Annotated in this window: 18 protein-coding genes; 11 read left to right on the top strand and 7 right to left on the bottom strand. The window is 54.9% G+C overall.

Translation table 11 applies throughout. From position 1 onward, the window contains the following. Positions 1-39 precede the first annotated feature (39 nt). The gene (locus SHEW_RS17265; RefSeq protein ID WP_011867133.1) at positions 40-936 is read right to left on the bottom strand and encodes a DMT family transporter; all 897 of its coding nucleotides are present in this window, start codon (positions 934-936) and stop codon (positions 40-42) included. A gap of 177 nt (positions 937-1,113) precedes the next feature. Between SHEW_RS17265 and SHEW_RS17260 the strand changes: the two genes are divergently transcribed. The 6 genes from SHEW_RS17260 to SHEW_RS17235 all read left to right on the top strand — a co-directional run bounded on the left by SHEW_RS17260 (position 1,114) and on the right by SHEW_RS17235 (position 6,163). Next, positions 1,114-1,614 carry a MarR family winged helix-turn-helix transcriptional regulator gene (locus SHEW_RS17260; RefSeq protein ID WP_011867132.1) on the top strand — a complete coding sequence of 167 codons (501 nt, stop codon included), beginning with the start codon at positions 1,114-1,116 and terminating at the stop codon, positions 1,612-1,614. Positions 1,615-2,021: 407 nt separating this feature from the next. Next, complete coding sequence (gene nirK, locus SHEW_RS17255) at positions 2,022-3,200, top strand: copper-containing nitrite reductase (protein ID WP_011867131.1); 1,179 nt, start codon at positions 2,022-2,024, stop codon at positions 3,198-3,200. 100 nt (positions 3,201-3,300) lie between these two features. Next, positions 3,301-4,137 (top strand): hypothetical protein, encoded by an 837-nt coding sequence (locus SHEW_RS17250; RefSeq protein WP_011867130.1) that lies wholly within the window; start codon positions 3,301-3,303, stop codon positions 4,135-4,137. A 15-nt stretch (positions 4,138-4,152) separates the two neighbouring features. Further along, positions 4,153-4,791: an SCO family protein gene (locus tag SHEW_RS17245; RefSeq protein WP_011867129.1), complete on the top strand. Its 639-nt coding sequence runs from the start codon at positions 4,153-4,155 to the stop codon at positions 4,789-4,791. Positions 4,792-4,811: 20 nt separating this feature from the next. Next, complete coding sequence (locus SHEW_RS17240; protein WP_011867128.1) at positions 4,812-5,264, top strand: copper chaperone PCu(A)C; 453 nt, start codon at positions 4,812-4,814, stop codon at positions 5,262-5,264. Positions 5,265-5,386: 122 nt separating this feature from the next. Further along, positions 5,387-6,163, top strand: coding sequence for a Crp/Fnr family transcriptional regulator (locus SHEW_RS17235; RefSeq protein WP_011867127.1), 777 nt, complete (start codon positions 5,387-5,389; stop codon positions 6,161-6,163). On the opposite strand, the gene SHEW_RS17230 is transcribed toward SHEW_RS17235, so the two are convergent. From SHEW_RS17230 to SHEW_RS17220, 3 genes are all read right to left on the bottom strand, one after another. Beyond that, positions 6,147-7,352, bottom strand: a complete 1,206-nt coding sequence (locus SHEW_RS17230) for a GGDEF domain-containing protein (protein ID WP_011867126.1) — start codon at positions 7,350-7,352, stop codon at positions 6,147-6,149. The two genes, SHEW_RS17235 and SHEW_RS17230, sit on opposite strands and share 17 nt — an antisense overlap. A 176-nt stretch (positions 7,353-7,528) precedes the next feature. After that, the gene (locus tag SHEW_RS17225; RefSeq protein WP_011867125.1) at positions 7,529-9,460 is read right to left on the bottom strand and encodes a bifunctional diguanylate cyclase/phosphodiesterase; all 1,932 of its coding nucleotides are present in this window, start codon (positions 9,458-9,460) and stop codon (positions 7,529-7,531) included. Positions 9,461-9,710: 250 nt separating this feature from the next. Continuing rightward, positions 9,711-12,362, bottom strand: a complete 2,652-nt coding sequence (locus SHEW_RS17220; RefSeq protein ID WP_150099984.1) for a DUF6242 domain-containing protein — start codon at positions 12,360-12,362, stop codon at positions 9,711-9,713. Positions 12,363-12,823: 461 nt separating this feature from the next. On the opposite strand from SHEW_RS17220, the gene SHEW_RS17215 reads away from it, so the two are divergent. Next, complete coding sequence (locus SHEW_RS17215) at positions 12,824-14,269, top strand: MBL fold metallo-hydrolase RNA specificity domain-containing protein (RefSeq protein WP_011867123.1); 1,446 nt, start codon at positions 12,824-12,826, stop codon at positions 14,267-14,269. Between the two features lie 78 nt (positions 14,270-14,347). Further along, the gene (locus SHEW_RS17210) at positions 14,348-15,589 is read left to right on the top strand and encodes a cation:proton antiporter (RefSeq protein ID WP_011867122.1); all 1,242 of its coding nucleotides are present in this window, start codon (positions 14,348-14,350) and stop codon (positions 15,587-15,589) included. Here SHEW_RS17210 and SHEW_RS17205 read toward each other — a convergent pair. Together SHEW_RS17205 and SHEW_RS17200 are read right to left on the bottom strand one after the other, a co-directional pair. Next, positions 15,586-16,755, bottom strand: a complete 1,170-nt coding sequence (locus SHEW_RS17205) for an MFS transporter (protein ID WP_011867121.1) — start codon at positions 16,753-16,755, stop codon at positions 15,586-15,588. The two genes, SHEW_RS17210 and SHEW_RS17205, sit on opposite strands and share 4 nt — an antisense overlap. A gap of 445 nt (positions 16,756-17,200) precedes the next feature. Continuing rightward, complete coding sequence (locus tag SHEW_RS17200; protein WP_041406742.1) at positions 17,201-18,214, bottom strand: class I SAM-dependent rRNA methyltransferase; 1,014 nt, start codon at positions 18,212-18,214, stop codon at positions 17,201-17,203. Positions 18,215-18,319: 105 nt separating this feature from the next. On the opposite strand from SHEW_RS17200, the gene SHEW_RS17195 reads away from it, so the two are divergent. Continuing rightward, positions 18,320-18,955 (top strand): esterase/lipase family protein, encoded by a 636-nt coding sequence (locus SHEW_RS17195; protein ID WP_011867119.1) that lies wholly within the window; start codon positions 18,320-18,322, stop codon positions 18,953-18,955. On the opposite strand, the gene rarD is transcribed toward SHEW_RS17195, so the two are convergent. Then, positions 18,875-19,801 (bottom strand): EamA family transporter RarD, encoded by a 927-nt coding sequence (gene rarD / locus SHEW_RS17190; RefSeq protein WP_011867118.1) that lies wholly within the window; start codon positions 19,799-19,801, stop codon positions 18,875-18,877. The genes SHEW_RS17195 and rarD overlap by 81 nt on opposite strands. Positions 19,802-20,175: 374 nt before the next feature. Here rarD and mnmC2 point away from each other — a divergent pair, with 374 nt between their 5' ends. After that, positions 20,176-20,886: a tRNA (5-methylaminomethyl-2-thiouridine)(34)-methyltransferase MnmC2 gene (gene mnmC2, locus SHEW_RS17185; protein WP_041406741.1), complete on the top strand. Its 711-nt coding sequence runs from the start codon at positions 20,176-20,178 to the stop codon at positions 20,884-20,886. A 163-nt stretch (positions 20,887-21,049) separates the two neighbouring features. Further along, on the top strand, positions 21,050-22,639 hold the full coding sequence (locus tag SHEW_RS17180; protein ID WP_011867116.1) for an FG-GAP repeat domain-containing protein: 1,590 nt from the start codon (positions 21,050-21,052) through the stop codon (positions 22,637-22,639). Positions 22,640-22,649 lie beyond the last annotated feature (10 nt).

Below are 22,649 nucleotides of genomic sequence, written 5' to 3'. Positions count from 1 at the left end.
TGAAAACAGGGGAAACTCAAACATAGGTATTTGTGAAGCCTATTGGATTTTAGTCTGAGCGACACGCCTGCGCTCACCGATCAAGCCTATGATTTGTGGCATCAGTGAGGCGGCGATCATAGCCAACATCAGCAGGTACTGATGCGGCGTGAAAGATTCGCCCAGCAGCACCATGCCAGAGACGATACCCGCCACTGGGTTTGCGATGCCGCCAAAGGTAAAGTCCACCACGCTCATGCGCTGCAACAGCCAGACATACATGATATAACCCAGTACGGTATTGAGCAGGATGATCCAGCCGATGCCGACAAGGTTGTTCTGGCTGAGTTGGCTAAGCGCATTGCCATAGCCTTGGGGCGCCAGCCAGGCATGCACGCTTGCCGCTACACTCAGCAGCACGCCGCCGATGATCAGCTGCCAGGTCAATACCGTCCACCAATGCATGCGATCCCCAAGAGCCTTAGTGATGCCGCTACCGACTATGATGCAGCTGATGGCCGCCAGCATGGCGAGCAGACCTATGGGGTTGAGGCTGATGGAGTTGGGGTTAAACAGTAGCCAGGCCAGGCCGATCAGCACTAGGCCGAAGAAGCCCTGGGTCAGGCCGGGGCGCCGCCCATGAAACAGCCACTGGTAGAGCATGGCAAATACAGGCACAGAGATCATGCCGACGCCCGAGATGGCCGAGGGCAGGGTGAGGGCCATGACGAAGATCAGGCTGAAGAAGGCGGCGATATTGATAAAGCCTAGGCGAAACAGCAGGCTCCACTCCTGACGCTTTGGCAGGCTGGGCCTGATCGCCAGCAGGATAAGGCCGGCCGGCAGCGCTCGCAAGGCACCAAGCAACAGAGGAGGCCAATCCGGCAGCGTATATTGGGTCACCGCGTATGTGGTGCCCCAGAAGAAGGCGGGGATCATGGCTAGCAGTACATTCATGTTTATCTCTACAAAAAGTATCTTTACGTGAAGATATAAGTCTGCGCCTTTTATTTCTGCTTGTAAAGTATCTCAGGATTAATTATCTTTACCTGAAGATAAATGCCTGTGGTTACCGTTTCCTCTATGGTCGTGACCATTGAGCCTGACACCACTCTATGTGTTCTCGGAGAGCAGATGAACTCAAATCACCTCGATGGCGTCGATCGCCTAAGGGCCCAATGGGCCAAGGAGAAGCCGCAACTGGATACCCTGCCTATGGCGATCCTCGGCCGCATGATGCGTATCTATAAACATCTGGAGACAGAGGTCAGTGCTTGTCATAAGCAGTTTGGCATCAGCATGGGGGAGTTCGATGTGTTGGCGACCCTGCGCCGCTCGGGAGAGCCCTATCGCCTGACGCCCTCGGATCTGCTGGCGGCCATGATGCTCACCTCGGGGGCCATGACCAACCGCGTCGATGGTCTGGAGAAGAAGGGGCTGGTCTCCCGCAGCCATTGTCAGGAAGACAGGCGTAGCGTCAGCGTCGGCCTGACCGAGGCGGGGCTCGCGTTGATAGATGAGGCGATCGAGGCCCATGTGGCGGCTCAGCAGGCCCTGACCAGTCGTCTGTCGCCCGATGAGAAACAGCAGCTGGATGGGCTGTTTAAACATTGGCTGCAGGCATTCGAGTCTTAACTTTATCCTTCTTCTGTCGGTAGAGGCCAACCTGAATCTGCCGACTCTTTCACCGCCTAGCTTTCTCATTTCTGTAAACTTATCATTACAAATGGTAAGGCTTGCAGGGGCTTTCCCGGTCACTTTGACAGCCTGAATATCACGCCCTATTGTCCTTTTAACCCCGCCGTCCCATCTGGGATAGCAGGGATTTTTTGTCTGTTTTTTCGCCTCGTTTCTCGCCTGAAACCTCCCGCTTTTCTCGGCTAATTTAGCCAATTTGAAATTTCTTGAGCGACTTGACCAAAGTCAATTTCAATCTGCGTCAAAGGCATAGTCTTAACTGCAACAAGGTAATAACACCTTCATCACAGTGGCTCTGGCAGTTTGAACCCCTTTGGTGAAATGCGCTAACAACGGAGTATTTTATGGAAAAGCAATCTTCTACCCCTGCAGTGAATGTCGATCAGCAACGTCGTAGCTTCTTGAGTGGTTCAGTCGGTCTGGGCCTGGTGGGCGCTGGTATGGCGGCCGGCTTGGTATCAAGCAGTGCCTCGGCCACCACGCAGACCAAGTCAGACCGTATGGCCAACTATAAGGCGGAGCAGCTTGCGCGCGTCACCTTAGACCTGGTGCCACCACCTATGGTGCCTAAGCATGATCAGGTCGCCAAGGGTAAGCCTAAGGTGGTGCAGGTGAAGCTGGTGGTAGAAGAGAAGCAGGTGGAGCTGGAAAACGGCACCAAGGCTTGGGTCTGCGCCTTCAACGGTAGCGTGCCTGGCCCGCTCATCGTCTGTCATCAACATGACTTCGTCGAGCTGACTCTGGTGAACCCTGCGACCAACGCCCTGGCCCACAACATCGACCTGCATGCGGCCACCGGCGCCCTGGGCGGCGGCGAGCTGACTCTGGTTTCTCCCGGCCAGGAGGTGACCTTCCGCTTCAAGGCGACCAAGGCCGGCACCTTCGTGTATCACTGTGCGCCGGGCGGGGTGATGATCCCTTGGCACGTGGCCATGGGCATGCATGGCGCCATCATGGTGCTGCCCCGTGACGGTCTGAAAGATGCCGAAGGCAAGCCAGTTAAATATGACAAGGCCTACTACATAGGCGAAGCCGACTTCTATGTGCCAAAGGATGCCAACGGCAAATACAAGGCCTATGACACTGTGATGGGCAGCATGAGTGAGGTGCTTGAGGTGATGAAGACACTTACTCCATCTCATGTGGTGTTCAACGGCGCCGTAGGTGCCCTGACAGGCAAGAACGCCATGACCGCCAAGGTGGGTGAGTCTGTGCTCTTCGTACACTCTCAGGCGAACCGCGACACCCGTCCGCACATCATCGGCGGACACGGTGACTATGTCTGGCCAGCGGGTTCATTTACCGATGCACCGCAGACCAATCTGGAAACCTGGATGGTCGCCGGGGGCAGTGCCTGCGCCGCCCTATACACCTTCCGCCAGCCAGGTCTCTATGCCTATGTGAACCACAACCTGATCGAGGCGATCATCAAGGGCGCCGCAGCTCACGTGAAGGTCGACGGCGAGTGGGATGACAACCTGATGGTGCAGCTCAAGAAGCCATCTAGCATAGCCACGGCCTAAGGGCTAAGCGCTAAGGGCTAAGCGCTAAGGGCTTAGGCAAAAAGGGCTCGGGTCTAGGTGAGGCTCGAGCCCATTATCGTCGCAACGATGGGAGATGCGGATGCAAAGGTTACTCCTGATGGGATTGCTGATGATGCTGGGCGGGTTTGTTATAACCTCCAGCGCAGCGGCCGCCGAGGTGGACTATGGCCTGGAGGCAAATGTCTATCTCTGGTATGCCAACCTGGATATGGGTCAGGCCGACAAGCGCTTGGCGCCAGAGAGCGATCTAGTGGACTACGCCGAGTATGCCGGCAGCCTGCCAAGCCAGGGCGCCCATCATCTCATGTCTATCACCCCTATCGCTCGCAGTCAGGAGGGTGTCGAGGTCGAGGTGGAGACAGAGTTTCAGCTGGCCTCGCCAACCGAAGGCGAGAGCGAGGTGAGGGGGCAATATGTGGTGCAGCGCCTGAGCCTGGATAATCAAGGATTGGTGCGCAGCAGCGTCACTCTGGTCAACGAGTATGATGACTTCACCTCCCGCTATCGCCCCGCCGCCGAGATCAATCTGGTTCGCGCGGCGCTCTATCGCTGGACTGAATCGCTAGATAGGCTGGATGACGTGACTCTGCTCGGTCTGTTAGCTAAGGATGCAAGCTTCACCGGGCCTGAAGAGCCCACTCAGGGGCCGAGCCAGTATCTCGCCTACCTGCACAGCCTGAATCACAGCGACAGCCGGCGGGTGATCAAGAACTACAGCCTGACGCCAGAGGATGGGCAATACCGTTTGAGTTTCGAGTATCAGTGGACGGCCACCAACAGCGAGGGCGAGGTCGAGCTGGCGCGAGTCGGCGTGACCATGCAGCTCTCCGTGACCCCAGAGGGGGCTAAGGTAGTGCTGTACCGTGCCGAGTACCTGCCGCCGGTAACCGATCTTGGCGCCGAGGTGCGTTGTTAGGAGAAGGAATTGACTATGACACGAGTTAACCAAGGTAAGTTTCATCTGGCCCTGAGCCTCTGTGTGCTGCTTATCGGCAGCCTGATGAGCGCTGCTAGCATGGCGAACATGCCGATCCTCAAGGGGATTGGTGGCGATTTTAGCCTGCGCAGCAGCAAGGGGGGTGAGGTTCGTCTGTCGGACTTTCACGACAAGGTGGTGATGATGTTCTTCGGCTACACCAACTGCGCCGACATCTGCCCGACCACCATGGCCCACATCAGCCAGCTGATGCACCAGTTGCCGAGCGAGACCCGAGACCGCATTCAGGTGCTCTTTATCAGCATCGACAGCGACTACGACACGCCCAAGCACCTGAACAAATACCTCAGCTATTTCGACCCCAGCTTTATCGGCTTGGTGGATGAGCGGGAGAAGATAGATGAGGTCGCCGCGCTGTTTAAGGCCGACTATACCAAGCTGGCCGAGGAGAAGGTGACCACTGAGTATAAGAAGCTGAGCCTGGAAGATAGCAAGGCGCCTAAGCGTCAGGGTTATCTCTATTCCCACACCGCCAAGATCTTCGTGCTCGATGGCAAACAGCGGGTGCGCGGTTTCTTCTACACTGGCACCCCCATAGACGAGATGCGTCAACAGATCGAGAGTCTGCTCTAATCATGAAAAAAGGAAATCATATGAAAGGTCGTTTCTGCTTATTTGTGTTGCTTTGTAGCTGGTTCGCTGTCGCCCAGGCTAGCGAGCTGATGGTACACGACGCCTGGATCCGCGGCATGCCGCCCACCTCTCGTGTAGTGCCCGTCTACCTTTCCCTACATAACCCCAGCGACAAGCCCTTGGTGCTCAAGGCTATCACTAGTCCTCGTGGTGTGGTGGAGCTGCATCAGACGCTGATGGAGAACGAGGTGATGCGCATGCAAGGAGTGGAGGCGATACAGATCCCGCCCCATGGCATGGTGAAATTGGCGCCCGGTGGCTATCACGGCATGATGTCGGACTTTAAGACCGGCGTGCCGGCTTTGGGGGAAGAGGTGGCGTTGACACTTACCCTGGCGGATGGCGAGACCCTGTCGGTGATGGCCAAAGTCACGGCTCAGGGAGAGGCTCACGACCACAGCATGCACCACTAATTTAGCTTCACGCGCTTTTTGAATTTGATTCATCTTTAATACCTGTTCATTATGATCTAGATCACGACTTGTTATCAGGTTGTGATTTAGATTAACGGAGCGACAGGACTAAGGAAGGCGCGATGATAACAGATCCACAGATTAAGGCCTGCATTCACCAACACCACCTGTTTTCGGCACTGGGCGAAGAGGAGCTGTGTCGCCTGCTGGGGCAAGCCGCCAAGATCACCCTGGCCGCCCACGAAAATTTGTTCTATCAGGGCGATCTGGCCAAACGTTTCTACCTGGTAATTCAGGGGCATCTGCAACTCTATCGCACCAGCCTGCAGGGGCAGGATAAGGTGATAGAGGTGGTGCGCGAGGGGCGCACCTTCGCCGAGGCGCTGATGTTTAGTAGGCAGGCCTCCTATCCTGTGTCGGCCCAGGCCGTGTCCCACTGCACCCTGGTCAGTTTCGACAGCGAAGGTTACCTCGCCATGCTCAGGGGCAATCCCGATGCCTGCATCGCCATCATGGCGGAGATGAGTGTCAGGTTACGCAAGGATATCAATGAGGTAGAACTGTTATCTGTGCAGAATGCCCAGTCGCGTCTGCTGCTTTTTCTGCTGCGCAACATGCAGAAGATCGGCGACAACCAGGGGCGGGTCGAGTTGGATATTCCTAAACGTGTGTTGGCATCGCGCCTGTCGATTCAGCCAGAAACTTTTTCCCGCCTGATGAAGAAGATGGTGACCGAAGGGATCATCGGCGAGTCTCGTGGCGCCATAGATATCAAAGATCTCGCTAAGCTCTATACCAGCGCCAACATGCCCCTTGCCAATCAGGCAATCCAGACCAGCGAGCCGCTCATTCGCTCGGGTAAGGCGCCCTGTCAGCAGATCGCTATTGAGATGGTGTAGCCTGAGCCTGCTCTAGCCTTCGCTCTGCCGTGCAGCAGCGATCCCTGCCGGTCTCCTTGGCGCGGTACATCGCCTTGTCGGCAAGCGCCAATAGGCTGTCCGGTGTATCGCCTGTTGCTGTAGTGACTATGCCGAAGCTGGCGCTGATGGGGATCAGGCTGCCCTGCCAGTTGAGGCTGGATTGTCTCAGGGCCTGCTGCAATTTCTGGGCGATGATCTCCGCCACCTCGCCATCAGTGCCGGGTAACACCAGCAGAAACTCCTCGCCGCCGAGGCGGCAGAAGATATCCATGGCGCGGGTGACCTTACCTATCTGCTGCGCCGTCTTAACGAGCACGGCGTCCCCGGCAGAGTGACCAAACTTGTCATTGATCTGTTTGAAGAAATCCAGATCGAACAGGATCAGGCTATAGGCCTGTCCATCCCTGAGCCAACGCTGATGCAGCTGCTCCAGTTGCTGCTGCATGGCGCGCCGGTTCCATAGCCCAGTGAGATAGTCCCTGTCTGCCTGTTGGCGCATCTTCTGCACCAGACGGGTGAGGGCGTTGCCCATCATGATCACGTTGATCCACAGAGTCATGACCACATACAGCCACAACATGGGGATGGCGTCGGCACTCTGAATGCTGGCCAGGTGGGATTTTAGAGCAGGCTCGATGAGCAGCAACAGCGCCCTGAGGCCAAAAATGACCCCCATCAGAGCGATGGGGCTCAAGAGGATCACGGCGATGGGGCGTTTGACCGTGTGTTCCAGGGCGACCAGATTGTCCTTGGCCATCAGCAAGAAGGTGCTGGCGGCCATGAAGGAGAAGAAGATGCCCAGGGTATCGCTGGCTGCTATGCTGGGTGGCTGAGTTAACATCGAGAGCCCCGTCAGGAGCAGTAAAGCGAGATCTATTTTGATGCTGCTTGACAGGCGAAACAGGCGTTGGGTGCCGCTACGAAGCAGCACGAAACCGAGTAATAGCAACATGTCTGCCCCCAACCAGTAGAGATAGCTCGGCGTCTGGTCCCTGAGCGTGGTGAGGAGCACTCCCGTTAAGATCAATAGGTTGGCAAGAGAGAAATAGGTGCTGGCGCGGGGAGCGATGCGCAGCGGGTAGGCCATCAGGCCCCAGGCAAGGGTAGAGGTACTGGCGAGCAGGCAGATAAATAGCACCAAGAGCTCGGCAATGGGGTCAATATTCATAAGCGATCTTTTTATTTTTTTACACTATAAAGCAGCCGTGGCGTCGAGTGAAACTGTTTGTTGCTAAATTGTTATGTTTGTCTTGTCGGTCGGCGGGCTCGCGCTTATCAGGCTTCGTGGCGCTGGGTGACTCGGTCTGGCCTTAATTGTGGGTCTCAGCCGTGCTTAACTTGAGTTTAGTCTGAGCTCAGATAGTCGCGTTCGAAGGTCTGCGCATCCACAGGCCTGCCATACAGATAACCCTGTCCGAAGTCGCACTCCTCCTGGCGGATAAAGGCATCCTGCGCCTGGGTCTCCACTCCTTCGGCGATCACATTGAGTGTCAGCTTCTTGCCCATGGCGATGATGGCCCGGGTCAGCTCCCTGTCCTGCTCGTTCTTCTCCAGATTCGTGATGAAGCAGCGATCTATCTTCAGGGTGTCGAAGGAGTATTTTTGCAGGTAACTAAGGGAGGAGTAGCCGGTGCCGAAATCGTCGAGGGAGATCCTTACCCCCAGGGCCTGCAACTGGCCAATGATATGCTGCGCCAGCTGCTCATCTTGCAGCAGTACGCCTTCGGTGATCTCCAGTTCCAGGGAGGAGGCCGGCAGGCGGTAGAGACTCAAGAGGTTGGCAATATAGTCGGCAAAATCGGTATCGCGAAACTGTAGCGGCGAGATGTTGATTGCCACCCTAAACGGCCTGCTGGGATCTTGGCTACGCCACTTGGCGGCCTGTTCTATAGCGGTATGCAGCACGAAGTTACCTATGGCGATGATCTGACCATTGTGCTCGGCTAGGCTAATAAATTGATCCGGGGGTACATCGCCGAGCTGCGGGCTGTGCCAGCGGAGCAGGGCCTCGGCACCGATAACCCGCTTGTGTTGCAGGCTAAACAGCGGCTGATAATGTAGGCTCAGTTCCTGATGTTTGAGGGCGTCCACCAGGTGTGACTCCAATAGGCAGCGGCGCTCGATATTGGTCTGAGTGTGCTTGTTGAAGAAGCTGTAGGGTGTGGCCTCGGCCTTACTGATGCTCATGGCGGCGCCGGCTTTCTGCATCAACTCAGAGGCCTCCTGGGCGTCCGTCGGTGCGACAGCAACCCCTATGCAGCAGGGAATATTGATGCTGAACTCTGCCAGGGCGAAGGGAATATTGGCGGTCTGTATTATGCTGTCGATCAGGGGAAGCTCCAGGGGATTCTTGCCCCTGTGGGCGATGACAAACTCGGCGCCGGCGATGCGGGCAAACAGAGTATCCTTATCCAGGATGCGCTTGATGCGCTGGCTAAAGAGCTGCAGCACCTTGTCGCCGACCACGTAACCATAGCTCTCGTTGATCGACTTGAAGTTACGCAGGCCAAAATAGATCACATAGGTAGACAGCTCATCGGGTTGGCTGAGTTGCTGGGAGAGCTGATTTACGAAACCCAGCCGATTGGCAAGGCCGGTCAATGGGTCGTGATCCTTATGAAATTGCAGTGAATTCTCGATAACGGTACGTTGTTCGATCTCGCTCAATAGCTTCTTGTTGAGACTGGTGAGTTCCAGGGTACGTTGCTGCACCTTGGTCTCTAAAACTTGGTTGAGATGGAAGAGTTTGGCGCTTTGATACAGGCTGGCGAGATTGGCATTGATGGCGTTTTGAAACCGCGCCAGCAGATGGCGAAAGGTGCGGCCGTAGTCCCTCTCCTTGTTATCCAGCATACACAGGGTGCCGAAGGGCTGGCCGTTGGGCCAGGTGAGCGGCAGGCCGCAGTAGGCGATCATCCCCAATTTGATATCGGGATTGCGATCCCACTCCTTATCTTTTAAGGCGTTGGGCACGACCAGCTCGGCTTGGCGCTTGATAACCGTCTCGCAGTAGAGACCATGGCCCAGACTCTCTGTGTCATGGCGTTTATAGGGATTGTCTGGATGATGGCTGGTGGTGAAGACAGAGATATCTCTTTCCGTCACCCGCATGATCAGGATGGCCGGGGTGTCGACGATTTCCGATAGGAGATCTAAGGTTTGCTGCCAGCCGTTAAACATCTCATCCGGCACCGCAAGCTGGGCCGTGTTGACCTGAGTCTGGCTGAAGAGTGGGTCTTGCTCCAGCAATGAGAGAGCGTCTTGATAGGGCTTCATAGGGGATCCTGAAAAGCGCGTGTGCCATCCGTTTAACTAACTATAACCTAAAGATTTCATCCCTGTCTTTCGCTGGTTTGTTGTTTTTTTAATCAGCGGCAGGTTTAGGGCTATTTTTTGCTTTTCTTTTCGGTTTGCTTTAACGCAAAAGCTTACTTGATTGGCGCGATGGCATAGGCTGAAAACAAAAAAGACCCGATGAGTGGTTATCTCATCGAGCCTTTTCGTTCTTGCCGTTAGCCGCTCGGGCTTAGAAACTCAGCGTTTGCTGTAACGCTCGGCGCCATTCAGTGCCGTTAGTCGTCATCCAGACTTGGTTGGCGGTGGTTTGATTGGTGGCATCTAAGGGATAGGGCATTATCCCACCCAAAACGAAGAGTTGACCGCCGTGAACCATGGCGCGATAACCACGCTTAGCATCGAAGGAGAAATTATCCATGGCCTTGGTCCAGTTGGTGCCATCTTGGGAATACCAGAGATCGGTTAAGGTTTGGTTAGCGCCATATCCGCCAAAGGCCCACAATTTACCGTCAAACTCGACGAGCTGGTGTATATGTCTCGCGCCGAACTCAGTGGTATCTGCCTGTTTTGTCCAGGTGATACCATCTGTGGTTGACCAGATATCACTGAGTTGAGTCGTTCGAGATAGGGTTTCATGACCCGCTACCACCCATAGTTTTCCGCCAAAGCTGCTGATTTGGGTTACGGCGCGTGCGGGGAAATTATTATTGCCTACATCTGTCCAGTTGATGCCATCTTCTGAGCGATATACGACGCCGTTTTGTGTGTCGATAGCCCATAATTTATTGTCGAATGGATAGACTGAGTATTGACCGTTTTGCGTGCCAACATTTGGCCCGGTGAGCGCCTCTTGAGTCCAGGATTTACCATCGAGTGATGAGTAGCTACCACTTGCGTGCAAGGCCCAAATTTTACCAGAAAAAGTAAGTAGTTTGCTGTCCGTCGGAAAGGGAAGCGTAGTGGAATCATCTAATTTCCAGCTGAAACCGTCAGCAGAGTGCCAACGAGTATTTACTTTCTCGAAATCTTCGTTGGTGCCAGAAAGCAGTTGTATCTCTCCCAGGTGACTGACTGCCTGAATATCCTTCATGGATGGCAACTGATTGTTGAGCGGCAGCCAATGCTTGCCGTCTGTCGTTTGCCAGTTGTCGTTGAGTAAGACGCCATTATCACTTTTGCCGCCGATAACGACCAGGACATCATTATGTACCGCGGTGGTGAAGTACAAGCGTATCCTATCGACCATGTATGGCGATTGTACACCGAAGTTAGCGTCATCTGTTGCTAACGTCCAAGAGGCGCCGTCGGTGGAGGTCCATACATCGTTTGGATTCTGAGAGCGATTCGGATCGAGCTGATCAATATAACCGCCCAGCAAAATTAGTTGATTACCGACTTGCCTAACTTCATGCTTTTCTCTAGCCGAGAATTCTGGTGTGTCTGTCACCAATGTCCAATGAATGCCGTCATCTGAGTTCCATATGTCGGCGACTCTCCCGGTATCGTTTCTGCCGCTAAATTGCCACAGCTTGCCATTAAATTCAGCAAAGGCGGTGCTTACTCTCTGGGTTGCTGTCGAGTCTGACGATTCCAGGTTCCAGGTGATGCCATCGGTAGAGGAGTAGATCTCTTTGACATGCTCGCGAGTCTGCAAATCAAAGCCGCCATATATCCACATCTTGTTTTTGAAAGTCGTCACCGAATAGTTGTTGCGTTCGCCAAAGCCAATATCGGCATTTACCTGTGTCCAATTGATGCCATCTGCTGAGCGCCATACGTCGTTAAGCGTAGTGTCACGTCGGTTTCCTATGAGCCAGATATGGTCTGCAAATGTAATGACAGCCACAGGAGGACGCACGCCAAAAGGAGCCTCATCAACCACTTTTTGCCAGATGTTGCCATCGCTCGATCGCCAGATACTGGCATCATTGCCGGTATAGTCATTGCCACCGATGAGCCAGAGATAGCCATCGAAAGAAACGACCTTGCCTGAAGAGCGGCCAGAAGGGGTATTGTTGGCGACATAGGTTGCCTGACCAGTATGTTGGCCGTGGAAGAGGTTATAGTAGGCATCACTCGTCGTTGTTAAGCTGCTGTCTTTTAGCGGCTGTGTGGATAGCTTGTCGACCAGCCCGTTATCGCAGTTGCTGAGATTGTTAAAATCACAGTCGGCCTGAGTGGTTCTGGCTAGTTGCAGAGGAGTATCTACATCAGTAAATACTTTTGTGTCATCGGTTCCTATCAGCAACTTGAGTGTTAGCGACTTTGGCGCGACAGAAGCAAAGAAGCTGCTGCTGGCTTTTAGGTAGTTAGCGGTTTCGGCGATCTCGGCAAAGATCTGCGCCTCGCCTGGCGTATGCGCCGTCACCTGTCCACTGGTATCCACCGAGGCCACGGCAGGATCTTGGCTGCTAAAGGTGACGTTAGCAACATCGACATTGACGGGATTGAGATAAGTTTGATCGATAAAGAGCGCCACTGTGCCTGTGTTCTCAAAGGCGATTGCTCTCTCCGCCTTGGCGACATTGACTTGATAGGCGGCGGAGGCTGCCAGGTACTTGGCATCTTCGGCGATATGAGCGGTAATAGTGCTGGAACCCGCGGTTAATATCGCGACCAAACCATCATTGGAGACGGTGACGACTTCTGGGTTAGAGCTGGTATAACTTATGGCTCCAGTTCCTAAAAAACCTTGAAGCGAGTTGCTAAAAGCCTCATCACCGAAGGTTTTCTCTATGGTGCCACCTTGACTAAAGCTGAGTGTTTGGTTGAGTTTGACCGCGGTTTTATCTGTTTCTGATGAGCCGCTTCCACCGCCACAGGCGCTGAGTTGCGAGGCGAGTATAAGCAAGCAGCCTATACGCATTAATCCCTTAAGCATAGCGAATGTCCCTAACTTTCTGTTTGTTGTTATTTTGGGAAATGCCTGAGTGCATCCCCCTATCTTATCTCGTATTAGATTCGTTTTTACTTAATTAAGTCTTTGTACATCAATAAGATTTGTTGTCGATATGTTATTTGCTTGTTGTGTATTGGTCAATGATAAAGACACAAGAAAATAAGACTAAGGAATGAGAATATTCGCGTCTACTCCTAGTCAGGCTCATTAGCCTTTTTGGTGTGGGCAGAACCAGATTTATCGCTTCTGGGTTTGTGATTCTCTTTGAGACAACTGGTTGGAAGCTACTAAAAAGACTATCTTTTAACCATAAGCTGAATCATTTCTTTCAGGCTCGTTTGGGCCAGGTATTCTCTTTGCCTTGCCGCTTACGGGCACTCTAAGGCCTTGTTACTCAAAGGATCTTGGTATTCAAATGGCATTGTTATTCAAAGGACATTGTTATGCAGATGACGCTCTCTTTTCTCGGTGCGGCTCAGGAGGTGACGGGCTCCTGTCATCTTCTCGATATTTCGGGTCGTCAGGTGCTGCTCGATTGCGGCCTAATCCAGGGGGGTAAGCTCGATGCCCTGCGCAATCACGAGCCCTTCCTCTTCGAACCTACAGAAATCCATGCCGTAGTGCTGAGCCATGCCCATATCGATCACTCGGGGCGTCTCCCTCTGCTGGTCAAGTCTGGCTTTACCGGCCCCATCTACACCCATAAGGCGACGGTTGAGCTGTGTGAGGTGATGCTCAGGGATGCCGCCATGCTGCAGGTACGCGATGTGGAGCGCCTCAACAAGAAGCGGGTGAAGATGGATCTGCCGCCGCTGGAGCCCCTGTTCGACGAGGAAGATGTGGCGCTGGTGATCAAGCAGTTTGTCGCCCTGGATTATGGTCAGTCGGTGAAGGTGGTGCCTCAGTTGACGGCTTGTCTAAGCGATGCCGGGCATATTCTAGGCTCGGCCGTGGTCGAGTTGTGGCTGGGGGAGGGAAGCGAGCGCAAGAAGCTGGTGTTTAGCGGCGATCTGGGGCGGGCGGGCATGCCGATTCTGGATGATCCTACGCTGATCGATGACGCCGATCTGGTGTTGATGGAGAGCACCTATGGTGACAGGCTACACCGAAGCTGGGACGACACCCTGGCGGAGCTTAAGGCTATCTTCGCCAAGACGATTAAGGAGAGCCGCGGCAATATTCTTCTGCCGGCATTCTCCGTCGGGCGGGCTCAGGAGCTGCTCTATCTGTTTCACCTCTATGCCAAGGAGTGGGCGCTGTCCAACTGGCGTATCTGTCTCGACAGCCCCATGGCGATCAAGGCGACCCAGATTTATGTGGCCAACTATCAGCTGATGGATGAGGACTTTAAGCGCTTCACCCGTCTGTCGCCGGGCAAGCATCCGCTGCTCTCGAACGTGGATTTCATCGACAGCACCCAAGAGTCGATGGAGCTTAACGAGATCCATCAGGGCTTGATCATCATCGCCGGTAGCGGCATGTGCAATGGCGGCCGGATCCGCAGCCATCTGGAGCATAACCTGGCCAATCCCCAGTCGGATGTGATCATCTGTGGTTTCCAGGCCTTGGGGACGCCGGGACGCCTGCTGGTGGATGGCGCCGAGTCGCTCACCATACATGGCCGTGATATTCCGGTGAAGGCCAAGATACATACGGTCGGTGGGTTGTCGGCTCACGCGGATCAGGCCGAGCTTATCCATTGGTATCGACACTTTAAACACACGCCGCCGCTGATTCTGATCCATGGTGAGCGCGAGGCGCAGCAGCGGCTCAAGGCCGAGTTGGTGCCCGAGGGAAGCCAGTCACCCCATGTGGTGATCGCCGAGCGGGGCGATACCTTAGACCTTACCGCCTTGCCGGAGCTGGTTTGGCTGCTAGACCGAGATTAGTCCGTTTCAGCTAGAGCCATGGGGAATAATTTCTGCTAGCTTAAGCTACAAGCCATCAGCTAGCCAAGGAAAGCCCCAATGGATGAGCATATCGTCATACTTATCATTGCCTTAGTCGTATTGCTCTACGGCTATATCTCTAAGTGGTTGGCGCGTTTCGACATCTCAGGCCCTATGGTATTTACCGCCTTCGGCCTGCTGTTGTCCCCCTTCGGCCTGGATGTGACTCAGGTGAAGGTGGATGCCGAATTTGTCACTATCATGGTGGAAATCGCCTTGGTGTTGGTGCTGTTTAGCGACGCCGCCCTGCTTGATCTCAGGCTGCTTAAGCAGTCATGGCAGCTACCGGCGCGCCTGCTGTTTATTGGCCTGCCGATCACGGTTGCGGCTGGCACCCTGGTGGCCGGGCTCATATTTCCCGACCAACCCTTTCTCTATCTGCTGATGTTAGCCCTGCTGCTGACCCCGACGGATGCTGCCCTGGGTAAGGCGGTGGTCTCGGACCCTAAGGTGCCCAAGACGATACGCTCCACCATCAATGTGGAGAGCGGGCTGAACGACGGCATTATCTTCCCCGTGTTAATTACCGTAGTGGCCTTGATCATGAGCGGTCTGGATCACGCCCAGGACCAACACTGGCTGGTCTATGTGATGCAGCAGATCCTGTTCGGCGCCTTGGTGGGCGGCGCCGTCGGCTATCTGGGTACCAAGTTGCAGATCTTCTGTTTCAAACGTGATGGCATGGTGGAGACCTACCTCAATCTTATCCCCATCGCCTTGGCGATATTGGCCTTTTATCTGGCGGAGGAGTTCTCGGGTAATGGGTTTATCGCCGCCTTCTTCGCCGGTCTCTATGCCGGTAATACCAGCGAGATGGCCAGGGGGCATATCGAAGATTTTGCCGAGAGCGAGGGGGAACTCTTGGTGTTGATAAGCTTCTTCATCTTCGGCCTGGCGTTTGTGCCAACCACGCTGCCCTATGTCACTATGGAGGTGATTATCTACGCCCTGCTTAGCCTGACCTTGCTGCGTATGTTACCCGTGATGATCTCTCTGATAGGCACCAAGTTAGATCTGGCGACCCGTGCCTTTATCGCCTGGTTCGGCCCCAGGGGGATCGCCTCTATCCTCTATGTGCTGATCGTCGCACACGAAATGGGCAGCATCAAGGGGTTCGAGACCCTCTATGCCGTGGTAACTGTGACCGTCTTGATGAGCATATTGGCCCATGGTCTATCGGCTCAGCCGCTAGCTAACTGGTATGCCAAACGCCATCGGCCTGCTGAGCCTGATACCGATGGCGAGGACAGTACTGCTTAGCTTTGCAGGCGATCTGTCTGACCGTCAAGTTTCTGCAGGCTCTTGAGTAGCATGTAGAGGCAGGTGCTCAGCAGACAGATGGCCAGGTAGATCATCATGCCGTGGCCTTTGTCGCTCAGGCTCAAGGCCAGCAGGGGCCCGGCCACAGAGCCCAGGCTATAGCAGAGCAACATCACCTCGGTCGCCGACACTATCTTGGTGCTCGGCAGCTTGTCGCAGGCCAGTGAGATGGCGATAGGGTAGAGGGCGAAACTGGCCGCCCCCAGGATGAAGTAGCTCAATCCCTTAAACATAAAGGCGTTGCTTTCTATGGCGCCGATCACACCGACCAAGCCCACCAGAGTGCACATGGCCATCAGCAGGCGCTTGTCCATCCGCGGCGAGAGATAGCTGATCAACGGCTGCACCGCCATGCCGCCCAAGATAATAGCCGCCATTAAGAGCCCGGTCTGGGCCGGCTCGTCTACCTGATTGTCGATATAGACGGGCATCAGGCCATAGATGGGCCCGAGCAGCAGGCCCGAGACCAGGCAGCCTATGATCGCCGGGCGACTCAGGTTAGCGCTCTCCTTGAGTGAGAGTCTCTGCTGAGCCTGGTGGGCCGGCTCTCCAGAGCGGATCAGCACTGGGGCCATAATGGCCAGCAGGAGCAGGACGATGACAAACAGATAGGGTAAGACACCTTGAGTGCCCAGTTCACCAATGGCCAGTTGGCCGAGGGCGCTGCCACCATAAAGCGCAGCCATGTAGATCCCCAGTCGTCTGGCGCGCGCCTTGACGCTATCGGCCATCAGTAACCAGGATTCGACCACCACGAAGACGCCTGCGACGGTGAAACCCGCGAGCAGGCGCGCCGCGAGCCAGACGCTGGCACCAGGCAAGAGCAACATGGCCACTATGCTGGCGATCAGCAGGGAGAGAAATAGCACAAAGCCACGTCTGTGGCCCATTTTGGCGATCAGGCGCTCTACCCTTAATGCGCCGAGCAGCAACCCCAGATAGAAGATGCTGGCAAGCCAAGGGGCTAGATCTGGCGACAGGCCGAAGTTGCCCAATGAAAGGGGGATCAGGCTCATCAGAAAACCAGAGGCGACGGCAAAGAAAGAGAGACCTATTACGGGTGCCGTAGGATTGTTCGATTTACAGTTATCGGCGACGTCTAACACCAATAATCTCCAAATTAAGTCGGGTAAATGGCGCCTTGGAAGGGAGTGTGTATTGGACTGCCATTTATTCACTGTTTAGCGGGAAGCGAAATGTAGTGCCAGTGAGGCGCTAAGTAAAGTGAATTTTAACGCTTGATGATTTTTTGATATAAAAGTCGCAGTAATAGCGCTAATTTTGCCCTAAAAAGTCATTCTGTGAATAATTAATTCACAGCTGTTCTTGTTGAGGAACTCTAGCGGTTAAGCCTGGTATGAGGCTTGTTTTAAACTTTTTGTGGCTGATATCCGGCGTTAATTGATAGTTTTTATGTTGCCAAATTGTTGTTTGTTGCCGTTATGTAGATAAAGGCCGTGAATTTTTAAGTTAACGGCCAAATTTTTACCACTTTTATCCTGTCTTTTCTAAACTGGCTAGGTTAACCAAGAACAGTTTGCAGGGATTCAGTTACTGATCTGCCAAGGTGAGCGCCACTATCTTAAGCGGATGATTGCCGTCGAAGGAGGGGAAGTCCTGGTGGCAGTGGATCCACTCGAAGCTGGCGACCTGCCGCCCTTGCTTCTCGACGCAGCGAATCAAGGCATCGAGCCATGCCTGACGCTCTACCTTGGCGACGTTGTTGCAGCAGACTATGGTGCCGCCTGCCTTGGTGGCCAGCATGGCGGGTTTGAACAGGCTCTGGTAGTCGTTGATCAGATCCACAGTGCCGAAGGGGCTCTTGGCGAAACGCGGCGGGTCTAGAAACACCAGGTCGAACTGACGCGGCGCCAGCTTAGGATAGCTGGGGAGTTTCTGGTTGCGACGTCCGCCTACCTTCATGCCCGCCAGTTGGCGCATGGCGGGAAAGGCATCGCTCTGAATAAACTCGCACCTGTCGCTTACCCCATTGAGTTCGGCGTTGCGACGTCCGGCGGCCAGGGCAAAGGAGGAGAAGTCGACGTTGGTGACCGATTCTGCACCGCCGACAGCAGCGGCTGTGCCTATGCCGCAGGTGTAGGAAAACAGGTTCAGCACAGATTTGCCTTGGCTGTTGGCCTTCACATATTCCCGGCCGATTCGCATGTCGAGAAACAGCAGGGGATCTTGCCCTTCGTGGCGTAACTTACTAATGAAGCGGATGCCATTTTCCGTCATCTCCTGCTCGGCGCTGGCGAAGGCGTCGAGTTCAGGCGTCAGCGGGTTGAGAATACGCGAGTTTTTATTGGATCTATCATTGTAGATAATGGGAAGATCTTGAGTTTGCTTGAGCTCTTGGCCGAGGCTTTCAAGCTCCTCTTGGGTCAGGCTCTGGTGAAACGATTGGATCAGCCAGGCGTCGCCATAGCGATCTATGGTGAGTCCGTCTATCCCCTCGACCGTGCCGTGAAACACGCGAAAACAGTTTGTGTTGGCGGCTTGTGCCGCGGCGAGTAGCTCGGTTCTTTGGCTGATCGCCTGGCGCAGCAGGTCGGCGTTCGACATGATCTTATGATCCCTAATCGGTGGTATGCTGGAGTGAGCGCGGATCATAGCAAATATTTGCCCCTTGGGGGCGATTAACTCAGGCGTTAGCAAGAGGGTGAAGGGATGAAACTCGTGTTAGTCCATGGGATCTTTAATACCGGCCAGGTGATGGGGTGGATGCGGCGTCAGTTTGAGCGTCAGGGCTATGAGTGCTTAACGCCTACCCTGGCCCCCTTCGATGGCAGGCATGGTATCGCCTTTGCGGCCAAACAGCTGCAAAGCCATATCGAGGCAGCCCTGGCCGAGGATGAGACCATCTGCCTCATCGGTTTTAGCATGGGCGGCATAGTTGCCCGTTACTACCTACAGCATTTGGGGGGCGAGAAACGCACCAAGGCGCTGTTTTCTATTTCTTCTCCCCATCATGGCAGCTATCTCGCCTGGCTGCCCTATCCGTCGCGGGCGATGCGTGAGCTGAGGCCAAAGAGTCAGTTGTTGTCTCAGCTGGCCGCTTGCCAGGAGCGCCTGGAGGGGATCGCCCTCTACTCGTTTCGCACGCCCATCGATTTCACCATAGTGCCGAGTCGCAGCTCCCATTGGCCGGGGGCCGAGAATAAGGTGATCTGGCGACCGCTACATCTGTCGATGATCTTCAGTCGCCGCGTAGTGGCAGAGATCCTAGCTGGGGTGGTGCAGCTGTCGCCGGGTGGTGAGACTGCGCCACAGACCGTGAAGGGCCTCCAGCGAGCAGAGGAGTAGCCCCACCCAGATGAGGGCGAAGCTCACTGCCTTGACGCTATCGAACGTCTCGTTAAACAGGAAGATCGCCAGCAGGAAGTGCATGGTGGGTTCTATGTACTGCAGCAGGCCGACCATGGAGAGGCTGGTGTGACGAATCGCCAGGGCGAAGAAGATAAGTGGCAGCAGGGTTACGGGCGCCGAGCCCATGTAAAGTAGCATTGTACCCGTGCCACTCGAAAGTGCCTCGCTCTGGCCCGTGGCGCTTAGCCAGAACAGATAGCCAGCGGCGATGGGGGTGAGCAGCGCCGCCTCTATGGTGACAGAGGTGAGCGAGTCGAAACGGATAAACTTTTTGCACAGACCATAGAGGGCGAAGAAGCTGCCCATCAGCAATGCCAGCCAGGGGAGCTGGGCATAGGCCATCACCATGTAGCCTATGCCCAGAGTGCCGAGCAGTACAGCCCATTTCTGGGCGACAGTCAGCCTGTCTTTTAGAAACAGCACCCCTAATCCGATGGCAAATAGCGGGTTGATGAAGAAGCCCAGGCTCGCCGCTAGCACCTGTCCATGGGTCAGTGCCCAGGTGAAGCTGTACCAGGAGACGCACATGATGAGTGAGGCTAGGGCGCACAGGGCGACCGAGGGAAGATTAGTCCTAAGCAGTGCCAGGCTGGGCAGAGGTTTGCCAAGCAGCAGAAAGACCAGCAGCATGAAAGGCACAGAGCAGAGCAGGCGAATCGCCAGCATCTCAGTGATATCCGCGCCCGGCAGAAACTGATAGTAGAGGGGCAGTAGCCCCCACAGCAGAAAGGAGACGATCGCCAGGGCATTGCCTTTGGCGCTAACTTGGGTGTGGCTGGGCATAGGGGCTCGTAAGTATTATTTGCTTATGTTGATATTAGGTCGCGTGCTGGCATTGTCTTGTCATCGCTCTCTCGTCCGATACTCAGGCTCTTGGGCTTGCCCCTTGGCCTGATCTCGAAAAGCACTAGCTGGTGAGGCACTAGCTGTCGACGCATTAGCAAGTGAGATGCCAAGTCACGTGGGTAAAATACCCGGCTTCATCTAGATGACTGAAAGTGGAGTGGATTTTCCCATTCCTATGGCTTCTTGGCTGTGAGCTTGATCACTGGCGGTGCTTTTTGTTTTTAGCGTAGGGGGCTTAGGGGAAAGACTTGCATGTCGGGGCTCGGTCTAAGGTACAATCTGGCCCAGCAAATATTGTTGACGAGCCGAGAATGAACAAGATCCATGTACAGATGACCAAGGATGGTTCCCACACCCTGATGAGCAGCCTGTTTGACGACAGTTATCACGCCCATAACGGCGCCATCAGTGAGTCTGAACATGTCTATATCCAGTCGGGCCTTGCCGATCTGGATCCCAGCTTCGAGCGGGTGAATATTCTCGAGTTGGGGTTTGGTTCGGGCATGAATGCCATGCTGACGCTAAAGCGGGTGCTGGGCAGCGATGGTAAGCCGGGGAAGCTCAAGAGGCCGATACGTTTCGTGACGGTAGAGGCCTACCCAGTGCCTAGCGAGGTGATCGCTCAGCTGAACTACAAGGAGCATCTGCCGCCTGCGCTGCAGGAGCTGTTCGATCGCCTGCATAGCGCGCCCTGGGGCGAAGATGTCACCCTGTTTCCCGGCTTCGTGCTGCATAAGATCCACGCCACCTGGGACAGCCTGGCTTTGCCGGAAAATTCCATCAACCTGGTGTTCTACGACGGCTTTGCGCCCAGTAAGCAGCCCGAGCTCTGGACCCAGGATAACTTCGATCGTCTCTTTCCAATGATGATGCCGGGCGGCATGCTGGTCAGCTACTGTGCCAACGGCCAGTTCAAGCGTAATCTGAAGGCCGCAGGTTTTAAGGTGAAGCCCCATCCGGGGGCCCTGGGTCGCCGGGAGATGACCCGCGCCTGGAAGCCTCAGCCGGGAAATGAAGAGTAAGCCGGGACAGGAAGAGTAAGTCGGAATCGTTAGGTGAGATCCGATTAAACTTGCCGGCTACCTCGAGCACTTTTTTGTTTGTAACAAGTCATTAACTGAACTTTCTTTTTCGCCGGGAATCGATAGATTAGAACCCAACTCGCTTCACATAGGGAAATGATCTGTGAAAATACCGGCAATTCGTGCCCTCGCCCCCTGTCTCACCGCCAGCCTGACTCTGCTCTGCTCCATGCAGGTCTTCGCCGATAAGGCGCCGTTGGCCTTCGTCTCTCAAACCATAGATACCGGATTTAAGCTCACCCATCCGCTGGAGAGCCTCAACCTGGTCGGCGATGCTAACAAGGAGCTGCTGGCAATCGGTGTCGATGATCGCCAGACCAAATGGCTCGCCGTCTATGGCTTAGATGGCGAAAGCAGCCAGTATCGGCTGCTGCATAAGATGCCTCTGCCTGGCGATCTCTATCGATACGACATGAGTGCTAAGCCAAAGCAGGCCATGCTAAAGCAGAGCAGTTTACAGCAAGGCAATTTAAAGCAGGGCAAGCCACAGCAGGCCGATTCACTTCAGTCTGTCTACTTCATGTCGCGCGCTCATCTCTCTGTGTTGACGGTCGGCGACCAAGGGCTGGCACTTCGCGAGCTGCTCAATGTGGCGCCGCTGGTGGTGAAGCCGCGCATCGAGTTCATCGCCCGCGGCGAGTTTGTGCGTGATCTCAACGGCGATGGCCGTGATGATTTTATCGTGGGCCAGTTTGAGCAGACCCAGCTCTTCCTCAGTCAGAACGATAGCTGGCAGGCGCAGACCCTGGCGATACAGCCCAAGGTGCTGCTCTATCGCGATGGCGCCCGCTACAGCGAGACCAAGCTTTATTTTGCCGACATGGATTTCGATGGTCACGACGACATCATCAAGGTGGGCGAGGGGGAGCTTGAGATCTATCCCCAGCATCAGGATGGCAAGTTCGAGAGCTACCCCAGATTCCAGCCCGTGAGTCAGGCGATCAGTGGCCTGGACTGGTGGGACAGACGCGATGCCTATGGCGAGGCGCTGGATCAGAGCGATCTCGTCTATCGTAAGGTCGAGGCTCTGCAGGATATCGATGGCGACGGCCTTGTGGACATGGTGGTGCGCTACACCAAGAGCTCTGGGGTGCTGGATAGGGTCAACGATTATGAGATCTATCTGGGGGTGAAGGGCGACAAGGGAGTGAGCTTTGGCAAGCAGCCCCAGAGCGTGATCCGCGGCGATGGCACCCTGACGGGCTTCGAGCTGGTGGATATCGACCTAGATGGTCGCAGCGAGGTGCTGGTCTCTGGGTTCGATATTGGCCTGTCGCAGATCATCGGCGCCCTGGTGTCGGGCAGTATCGATCAGGACGTGCACCTGTTTACCATGGACGATAAGCGGCGTTTCGCCGCCAAGCCAAACATGAGCAAGTCGGTGGAGCTGAGTTTCAGCCTGACCTCGGGCCAGAGCGGTGCGCCCGTGGTAAAGCTGGCGGATATCGATGGCGACAAGCGTCAGGATCTGCTGCTTTCAGACGGCGACACAGAGCTGGATCTGTTTCTGGGTAGTGCCAAGGGCGCGCCCTTCGATCGCAAAGAAAGCCTCAAGCTCACCCTGCCTATCGATGGCGACATGCTCAGCAGCGAAGATCTTAATTTAGACGGTAAGGCGGATCTGCTTATCAAGTATGGCAGGCAGGATAAGGCCGAGCTGCAGAGCCAGTTTTTGGTGATCATGACCCAATAGCCCTTGGCTG

The sequence above is a fragment of the Shewanella loihica PV-4 genome (genome assembly GCF_000016065.1).
Taxonomy (GTDB): Bacteria; Pseudomonadota; Gammaproteobacteria; order Enterobacterales; family Shewanellaceae; genus Shewanella; species Shewanella loihica.
Note: the sequence above shows the minus strand (reverse complement) of the source record. Positions and strands in the feature narration are given on the sequence as shown.